The 7913-nt window shown below is 64.0% G+C and carries 11 protein-coding genes and 1 pseudogene; 10 read left to right on the plus strand and 2 right to left on the minus strand.

What is annotated here, in order from left to right; all coding sequences use genetic code 11:
• The first annotated feature begins 928 nt into the window (after nt 1-928).
• Nucleotides 929-1939, plus strand: a complete 1011-nt coding sequence (locus Q427_RS11500; RefSeq protein ID WP_043513962.1) for an aldo/keto reductase — start codon at nt 929-931, stop codon at nt 1937-1939.
• A 109-nt stretch (nt 1940-2048) separates the two neighbouring features.
• A complete protein-coding gene (locus tag Q427_RS11505; RefSeq protein ID WP_043513965.1) occupies nt 2049-2456 on the plus strand; it encodes a DUF6746 family protein in 408 nt (135 codons plus the stop codon).
• Nucleotides 2457-2496: 40 nt separating this feature from the next.
• On the opposite strand, the gene Q427_RS11510 is transcribed toward Q427_RS11505, so the two are convergent.
• A complete protein-coding gene (locus tag Q427_RS11510) occupies nt 2497-3090 on the minus strand; it encodes a malonic semialdehyde reductase (protein ID WP_043513967.1) in 594 nt (197 codons plus the stop codon).
• A gap of 111 nt (nt 3091-3201) precedes the next feature.
• On the opposite strand from Q427_RS11510, the gene Q427_RS36215 reads away from it, so the two are divergent.
• Genes Q427_RS36215 through Q427_RS36225 form a run of 3 tightly spaced genes read left to right on the plus strand, consistent with a single transcriptional unit; the run spans nt 3202 to nt 3868 of the window.
• On the plus strand, nt 3202-3486 hold the full coding sequence (locus Q427_RS36215; RefSeq protein WP_331280614.1) for a hypothetical protein: 285 nt from the start codon (nt 3202-3204) through the stop codon (nt 3484-3486).
• On the plus strand, nt 3486-3632 hold the full coding sequence (locus Q427_RS36220) for a hypothetical protein (protein WP_331280615.1): 147 nt from the start codon (nt 3486-3488) through the stop codon (nt 3630-3632). The genes Q427_RS36215 and Q427_RS36220 overlap by 1 nt, the downstream gene beginning before the upstream one ends.
• Entirely contained in the window at nt 3629-3868 is a 240-nt protein-coding gene (locus Q427_RS36225; RefSeq protein ID WP_331280616.1) for a hypothetical protein, read from the plus strand. Before Q427_RS36220 ends, Q427_RS36225 begins: the two co-directional genes overlap by 4 nt.
• 16 nt (nt 3869-3884) lie before the next feature.
• On the opposite strand, the gene Q427_RS30060 is transcribed toward Q427_RS36225, so the two are convergent.
• Nucleotides 3885-4232 (minus strand): hypothetical protein, encoded by a 348-nt coding sequence (locus Q427_RS30060; RefSeq protein ID WP_081785958.1) that lies wholly within the window; start codon nt 4230-4232, stop codon nt 3885-3887.
• A gap of 168 nt (nt 4233-4400) precedes the next feature.
• Between Q427_RS30060 and Q427_RS11525 the strand changes: the two genes are divergently transcribed.
• The 5 genes and pseudogenes from Q427_RS11525 to Q427_RS11540 form a co-directional block, all read left to right on the plus strand.
• A complete protein-coding gene (locus Q427_RS11525) occupies nt 4401-5300 on the plus strand; it encodes a metal ABC transporter permease (RefSeq protein ID WP_043513970.1) in 900 nt (299 codons plus the stop codon).
• A gap of 67 nt (nt 5301-5367) precedes the next feature.
• Entirely contained in the window at nt 5368-5523 is a 156-nt protein-coding gene (locus Q427_RS32225) for a hypothetical protein (protein ID WP_197030607.1), read from the plus strand.
• Entirely contained in the window at nt 5523-6260 is a 738-nt protein-coding gene (locus tag Q427_RS11530) for a metal ABC transporter ATP-binding protein (RefSeq protein ID WP_043513973.1), read from the plus strand. Before Q427_RS32225 ends, Q427_RS11530 begins: the two co-directional genes overlap by 1 nt.
• Nucleotides 6254-7144 (plus strand): metal ABC transporter permease, encoded by an 891-nt coding sequence (locus tag Q427_RS11535; protein ID WP_043513975.1) that lies wholly within the window; start codon nt 6254-6256, stop codon nt 7142-7144. The genes Q427_RS11530 and Q427_RS11535 overlap by 7 nt, the downstream gene beginning before the upstream one ends.
• A 40-nt stretch (nt 7145-7184) precedes the next feature.
• Nucleotides 7185-7913, plus strand: a pseudogene (locus Q427_RS11540) (metal ABC transporter solute-binding protein, Zn/Mn family); the annotation flags it as partial.

Here is a 7913-nt window from a genome sequence, read left to right on the forward strand (position 1 = left end):
AACAATTTGCCGTTCACAAAGTCTTCTGCGTATTCTCTTTTTTCAAATAATTTAACAAAGGAAAATATGGTAGACACCACTCTCACTCCCTAAAATGCATAACAGTTGTATTATATAGCACGCTTGATATTCCACTTGAACGCGCACGCGCGCTTAACAATGTTATGCTGCGCGTTCGACCACCTCTCATCCTATTGAAATACCTATGCATTAAGTATGGCTCGGCCATAGAACACCAATCATCGCGCATGCTGCATATCCCCAACGAACGTGCTCGCCGCCTTATCCGGCATGTCCGCTTTGGGTCGTTTTCTGCCTTTCGTCTGCTACCCCGTTGCCCACCGATGCCGAGCTGCCTTCACCAGGCCACGGCAACCGCCGCCAGTCGCGAGCTAAAGCTACCTCCAACAATCGTCAATGCAACCCGTGGTGGCTGTTTGGATCGACCTCCGGCTCTCGTCTGCTACCCCGTTGCCCACCGATGCCGAGCTGCCTTCACCAGGTTGCGGCAATCTCCGCCAGTCGCGAGCTAAAGCTACCTCCAACAATCATCAATGCAGCCCGTGGTAGCTGTTTGGATCAATCTCCGCCCCTCGCCTGCTACCTCGGTGCCTAACGATTCGAGCCGCCTTCACCAGGCTGCGGCAACTTCCGCCTGTCGCGAGCTGAAGCTACCTCCAACAATCGTCGATGCAACCTGCGGTGGCATAACGGATAACCCAAGACCTTTCTGCCCGGCGATGCCGAGGCCTCATCCCACCTTAATCTGCAATAGCCTCAAGCTAGCACAGAATGCTTAGGCAGGTTAATGAACGTAATATTGGGTAATCACCCCATCACCGACGGGGCGCCTTGCGACCCCCCTCCCTCCCTCGGCATGATGGCACGACACTTCACCGGCCCTGCCTGCCACCCAACAAGGATTGCCATGTCGACTCTCTTTCGCCGCCTCAAGGAAGTTACCTCGCCCACCATCGGCCTGGGTTGCATGAACCTCTCCCATGGCTATGGAAGTCAGGTACCCGTGGCCGAGGCGGTGCGCGCCCTGGATGAGGCCTTCGACATGGGCTATCGCCACTTCGATACCGCGACGCTCTACGGCGCGACGGCCAACGAGAAGTTGGTCGGCCAGGCCCTGGCGGGCAAGCGCGACCAGCTGATGCTGGCCAGCAAGTGCGGCATGGCCATCGACCCAGAGCTTGGCAAGCGGGTGATCGACGGGCGCCCCGAGACGCTCAAGGCGCAGTGCGAGGCGAGCCTGGGGCGGCTGGGTAGCGATCATGTTGACCTCTATTACCTGCATCGCATGGATCCCCGGGTGCCCATCGAGGAAAGCGTCGGGGCCCTGGGGCGGCTGGTGGACGAGGGCAAGATCAGGGGCATCGGCCTCTCCGAGGTTTCCGCGGCCACCCTGCGTCGCGCCGTGGCCGAGCGCCCCATTGCGGCGGTCCAGTCGGAGTACTCCCTGTGGACCCGCAACCCCGAGATCGCCCTTATCGCCGCCTGCCGCGAGCTGGGCACGGCGCTGGTCGCCTTCAGCCCCCTGGGCAGAGGCTTCCTGGCGGGTGCCATCAAAGACCCTGAAAGCCTGGAAGAGAACGACATGCGACGCGGCTTGCCACGCTTCAGCGCCGAGAACTACCCCCACAACCTGCGCCTGCTGGAACGCTTCACGACCGTGGCCAGCGAGCTTGCAGTGACGCCCGGCCAATTGGCCCTGGCCTGGCTGAAGGCCCAGGGCGATGACGTCATCCCGATTCCCGGTACCCGATCCATCGTCCACATGCGCGAGAACCTGGCGGCGGAAACCCTCGTTCTGGACTCGGCCACCGTCGCCCGGCTGAACGCCATGATGACGCCGGATCAGGTCGCCGGCGGCCGCTACAGCGAGGCGCAGCAGGCGGATGTCGATACGGAGCAGTTCCCGGCAAACGATTGATCGGTACGCCGACCTGCGTAGCGGGCCTGCACAGCGGAACCTTGTCGCAGGCCAGGGTGCCGCCTAGCCTGAGAGTTGCCACTGTCGTTTTTCAAGGAGGTAAAACGCCATGAAGCAACTGCTGATATCCGGCTTTCTCGTCGCCCTGATGGCGACCACGGCCCAGGCTGACGAGCATGAGCGAGAGATGGGCCAGCCGGCTGACGACCTGCAGACGGCCATGGACCTGCTGGTGCTCGAGAATGCCAGGCTCGATGTCCTGCTCGAAAAGGATCAGTTGAGCGATGAGGACCTCGCCATCATCGAGGGGATGAGCCAGACCCTGAGCAATGCCCTGGCGAGAATCCATGAGGAGGTGGGTGAGATGACCACCATGATGGAGGAAGTGCAGAGCAGCGCCGCCGAGGGGGATGAGCAGGGTGTCCGCGAGAGCGGCCAGACCTATCTGGAAACCATCCAGCCACTGGTGAAAGCCCCGGTCGCGCCACGCCACCACCTCGACGACAACGATGAGTAAGCTGCACCGCAGGAGTAGGCCCTGGCCCGACTGACCGGGCTCAGAGCACTTCCGCGACTTCGTCGAACGCCAACCGCGGGTCCCGGGGGCGCAGGCTCTCGGGGTCGCCGATCCCCAGGTTGACCAGGAAATTGCTCTTGTAGCGACCTTCGGGGAAGAACTCGCCGTCGACCATGGCATTGTCGAAGCCGCTCATGGGCCCTGTGTCCAGCCCCAGCATGCGGGCGGCGACGATCAGATAGGCGCCCTGGAGGGTGCCGTTGCGCCAGGCCGTTTCACGGGCCGTTTCGGGGTTGGCTTCAAAGCGTTCCCGGGCATTGGGCGAGCTGGGAAACAGCGTCGGCAACGACTCGTGGAAACGGGTGTCGGTGGCCACGATCACGGTGGCACCCGCCTGGTAGGCCTTGTCACGGTTGGCTTCGGAAAGGGCCGGCAGCAGCCGCGACTTGGCCTCGACGCTGGTCACGAACACATAGCGCGATGGCTGGCAGTTCATGGAGGTGGGCCCCCACTTGAGCAGGTCGTAGAGGCGTCGCAGGAGTGCCTCGTCCACGGGCTCATTGCGAAAGCCGTAGTAGGTACGCGCTTCACGAAAGGCAACATCGAGCGCGGTATCATCGAGCGGCGATCGCATGGGGTTCTCCAGATAACGTATCCTTAGACTCTACGGTATCGCTTCATGCCGGTCACTGCTGGCGGCGCGGCCTTGATCGAAAAAAGTCTATCCATGCCTATGGAGATGTCCATGTCCTCGTCCCGCCTGTTCGCGTTCCTGCTCTCGCTGTTACTGAGCATCGCCTTTGCCGCCCCTGCCCTGGCACAGCAGGCCAACCGGGAGTACCAGGCCTACGAGGACGCCCTGGCCCGCGGCGAGCGCCACGCCAACTACTGGCAATACGGTTGGGCGGGGGTTTATGCCACCACCCTGGCGGTGAACGCCTATCAGGCCAGCGAATCGAGCAACCGGGACGACCGCTATGACGCCCGGGTCGGCGTGGTGAAGTCGGCCCTGGCGCTGGGGGCACCTTGATGGATCGCCAGCCCCACCCACGGGCCTACCGGGAGCTTCGTGATGGCGAGCAGGATATCGACAGGGCCCGGCGGCTGATGCAATCCGTCGCCGAGGAGGAACGCCGGCGGCGCAGCTGGAAGCCCGGCTGGGGTCGCTGGCCGTGAACACGGCCTCGGGGCTGCTGATCGGTGTGGGCGACGGGCGCGGGCGCGACGGGGCGATCAACTTCGCCACCGGCATGTTGATCAGCGAACTGCAGCTGCAGACCCAGCCGCGCCAGGCAACGGTGGCAATCAACCGTTTCCAGCCGGCTCGGTTGTCGATGGGTGATATGCACCTGTCAGGCGAGTACGCTCTGCTGGTCACGCCCAACCAGGTCGGTGTGGCACTACGCTACTGAGCGGTGGTGCTCAGGGTCAGTTCACTACCTTGATGGGGCCATGGTCGTCGCAGTGATCCCCATGGGGATGGTGCAGATGGCCATCCACCAGGTAGTCGATATGGTCGCCGTGGGGCACCGGCTCATGGCCGCACCCGGGACCGTGGACATGGTTTGGGTCATGCCCCTGGCACTGGTGGCTCGGCGTGCAGCGATCCGGGTTGGTGTCACTGACCTCGATCACATGCTCGTCGACATGATCCTCATGGGGATGATGCAAATGCCCATCGTGAAGGTAGTCGACATGGCCGTTGTGTTCGATAGCCGTGTGGCCGCAGCCAGGGCCGTGCTCGTGATCATGCTGGGGATGAATCTTGCAGCTCATGGTCACCTCCACTCTCGTCGCGAAGCCTGAAGCGTGCCGCCTTAGGCCGCATATTCTTTTAGCTACCCTTCAACGTGGTTCACGGCACGTTGGGCGTCAAGGAGAGCTGGGTGACGGGATAAATGTTATGATATAACATACTATAAAATCCCTGACCTGGAGCGACTCATGCTGGACACCCTGCTCTGGTGGGTCACCTCGCCCCTGGACTATGGCTTCATGCGACGGGCACTGGTGGCCTGCATGGCGCTGTCGCTGACCGCCCCCATCCTCGGTGTACTGCTGATGCTTCGCGGCATGAGCCTGATGGGCGAGGCGCTCTCCCATGCGATTCTTCCCGGCGTGGCGGTTGCCTTCATGCTGGCGGGCTTCTCGCTGCCGTTGATGATGCTGGGAGGCGTGGCAGCTGGGCTTGTCACCGTGGCCGCGGCCAGCAGCGTGACACTGTTCAGCGGGCTCAAGGAGGACGCCGCCATGGCCAGCCTGTTTCTCGTGGCCATGGCGGCCGGGGTCATGATCATTACCCTTTCAGGCAGCGCCCTGGACCTGGGCCATGTGCTGTTCGGCTCGATCCTTGCCGTCGATGGTCGCACCCTGCTGCTGGTCTGCCTGGTCAGCAGCCTGGTTCTGGTCGGCCTGGCCATCAGTTTCCGGGCGCTGGTCGTTGAGTGCCTGGACCCGCAGTTCCTCACCCTGCAGGGAAGGCACGCCGGCTGGACCCATGGCCTGTTCATGTGCCTGGTGGTACTGAGCCTGGTGGTGGGCTTCCAGTCGCTGGGCACGCTGATGGCCGCCGGCCTGATGCTGCTTCCGGCGGCCACGGCACGCTACTGGAGCCAGCGCCTGGAGGGGATGATCGCGATTGCCGTCGGCTGGGCCCTGTTCTCGAGCATGACCGGGTTGCTGGTGTCCTATCATGCCGGGCTGCCCACCGGGCCGACCATCATCCTGCTGACAGGAGCGGGCTATGTGGCTTCCGTGCTGGTCGGCCCCTACCACGGCATGCTGTCGCGGTACCGCACGCCCGAGCACGATCAAAGCCACGCTTCACTCCACGAAAAAGCGTGAGCCCCTCCCCGCCTGCAGGCTTATTTGTTATATTATATCCTAACCTGAAGCGCCGGAGGGCCAGTCCATGGCACATCGCTCACATTCGCATCGACACCGCCAGGAAGGGCCGTGCCACTTTTCGCTGATGTCGCTGTCCGCCACGCGTCGGCTGCTGCTGGTCGCCGCACCGCTGGGTCTGCTCTGGCTCGCCGTCTCCTGGGCGGCAGGGTGGTGGGGCTGATGGAGCAGGAGACTACGTCGCGGCTACAGCTACATGACCTGCAGCTGGCCCAGGCGAACCGGACCGTGCTCGAGCATGTGGATGGCCGCTTTCGCGACGGTGCCATCACCGCACTGGTCGGCGCCAACGGCACCGGAAAGAGTACGCTGATCCAGGGAATCATGGGCATGCTCAAGCCGGTCACCGGCCGTGTGACGTGCACGGTACCCAAGGAGCGTCGCGCCTGGCTGCCACAGCAGCTGGCGCTGGACCTCACCTTCCCCATGAGCGTGGAAGAGCTGGTCATGACCGGCAGCTGGCCGAGCCACGGGGCGCTGGTCGGCTATTGCGCACACCACTATCGCCGCGGCCGCGAGGTCATGGCTCGCCTGGGCATTTCACACCTGGCACACCGCCCCTTGGGCGAGCTGTCCGGCGGCCAGCGCCAGCGCGCGCTGATCGGCCGCACCCTGATGCAGGAAGCCGAGCTGCTGCTGCTCGACGAACCCTTCGCCAACGTGGACAGCGAAACCGTGGATGTACTGATGACGGTGCTGCGCGACATGGCCGCCAACGGCGCCACCCTGATCGTGGTGCTCCACGACATGGAGCAGCTCTCGCGCCTGGCCGATGAAGTCGTGGTGCTGGCCAACGGCCACGCCCACTGGACCTCGCCCCAGGCGATCCTGCAGGGCCAGGCGCCCATTGCCGGCACCGCCCGGCTGACGCTGGGCATCCCCGGGGTCAGCACATGCTAGCGCTTCTCCATGAGTGGCTGATCGCCCCCTTCGACTACGGCTTCATGCGCCGCGCCGCGGTTGGTGGCCTGGCCCTGTCACTGGCGGCACCGCCCATTGGCGTGTTCCTGATGCTGCGCGGCATGAGCCTGATCGGTGACGCCATGGCCCACGCCATCCTGCCCGGCGTGGCGCTCGGCTTCCTGCTCGCCGGTTTCTCGCTGCCGGCCATGAGCCTGGGTGGCGTGATCTCGGGCCTGCTGGTGGCCATGCTGGCAGGCAGCGTGTCGCAGATGACCGGCCATCGCGAAGACTCCGCCATGGCCAGCTTCTTCCTGATTTCGCTGGCGGCGGGGGTGATGCTCGTGTCGCTGGGCGGCAGCAGCGTCGACCTGACCCATGTGCTGTTCGGCTCGATCCTCGCCGTGAACAGCACCGCCCTGATCCTGATCGCGACGATCAGCAGCGTGATCGTGATCACCCTGGCGGTGATCTTCCGCGCCCTGGTGGTGGAGTGCCTCGATCCACTGTTCCTGCGCGGCCAGGGGATGCACGGCGGCCTGGTGCACGGCATCTTCCTCGGCCTGGTGGTGCTCAACCTGACCGCCGGCTTCCAGACCCTGGGCACGCTGATGGCCGTGGGCCTGATGATGCTGCCCGCCACCACCGCGCGCTTCTGGAGCAAGCGCCTGGAAGGCCTGATCGGGACCGCCATCCTGCTGGCCATGGTCGCCAGTATCGGCGGGCTGCTGCTGTCGTATCACCTGAGCATACCCTCGGGGCCCGCCATCATCCTGCTGGCCGGCGTGGGCTACATGCTCTCCGCCCTGTTCGGCCGCCACCACAGCCTGGTCAGACGCCTGCATCGGCGCGCAGCACCGCTCGGCGCGCCGGAGCCTCACTGACCGCCGCATAACCACTGACAACAGATCAAGGAGACACTGCATGCGAACTATCAAGCCCTCCGCCCTGGTGATTGGCACCACGGCCATGCTCGCCCTGCCGGCCGCCTTCGCCGCCGAACGCGTTCAGGTCGTCACCAGCTTCAGTATCCTGGCCGACATGGTTCAGAACGTGGGCGGCGAGCACGTGGAGGTCACCTCGCTGGTCGGCCCCGACAGCGATGCCCATGTCTTCTCTGCCAGCCCCCGTGACGCCCGCGCCCTGGCCGATGCCGACCTGGTGGTCTTCAATGGCCTGCTGTTCGAAGGCTGGATGGAGCGGCTGATCGACTCCAGCGACTACAGCGGTCCCTTGGTGACCGCCACCGACGGCATCGACAAGCTTGAGTATCACGGCCATGACCACGACGACGATCACGGCCATGACGACCATGGCGATGACCACGGGCACGACCATGGCGATGACCACGGGCACGATCATGACCATGGGCACGACGACGACCACGGCCATGACGACCATGGCGATGACCACGGGCACGATCATGACCACGACGACGAGCACGGCCATGACGACCATGGCGATGACCACGGGCACGATCATGACCATGGGCACGACGACGACCACGGCCATGACAGTGAGGGCCACGATCATGACCACGTGCATGGCGATTACGATCCGCACGCTTGGCAGGACCTGGCCATGGGCAAGATCTACGTCGCAACATCCGTGACGGCCTGATCGAGGCGGACCCGGACAACGAGGCCGACTACC

It is taken from the genome of Halomonas sp. BC04 (assembly GCF_000568385.1).

Coding starts and splice junctions, on each gene's coding strand:
- Q427_RS11500 (WP_043513962.1), top strand. CDS start 929: ATGTCGACTCTCTTTCGCCGCCTCAAGGAAGTTACCTCGCCCACCATC.
- Q427_RS32225 (WP_197030607.1), top strand. CDS start 5,368: ATGGCACATCGCTCACATTCGCATCGACACCGCCAGGAAGGGCCGTGC.
- Q427_RS36215 (WP_331280614.1), top strand. CDS start 3,202: ATGTCCTCGTCCCGCCTGTTCGCGTTCCTGCTCTCGCTGTTACTGAGC.
- Q427_RS11530 (WP_043513973.1), top strand. CDS start 5,523: ATGGAGCAGGAGACTACGTCGCGGCTACAGCTACATGACCTGCAGCTG.
- Q427_RS11510 (WP_043513967.1), bottom strand. CDS start 3,090: ATGCGATCGCCGCTCGATGATACCGCGCTCGATGTTGCCTTTCGTGAA.
- Q427_RS11525 (WP_043513970.1), top strand. CDS start 4,401: ATGCTGGACACCCTGCTCTGGTGGGTCACCTCGCCCCTGGACTATGGC.
- Q427_RS11505 (WP_043513965.1), top strand. CDS start 2,049: ATGAAGCAACTGCTGATATCCGGCTTTCTCGTCGCCCTGATGGCGACC.
- Q427_RS11535 (WP_043513975.1), top strand. CDS start 6,254: ATGCTAGCGCTTCTCCATGAGTGGCTGATCGCCCCCTTCGACTACGGC.
- Q427_RS30060 (WP_081785958.1), bottom strand. CDS start 4,232: ATGAGCTGCAAGATTCATCCCCAGCATGATCACGAGCACGGCCCTGGC.
- Q427_RS36220 (WP_331280615.1), top strand. CDS start 3,486: ATGGATCGCCAGCCCCACCCACGGGCCTACCGGGAGCTTCGTGATGGC.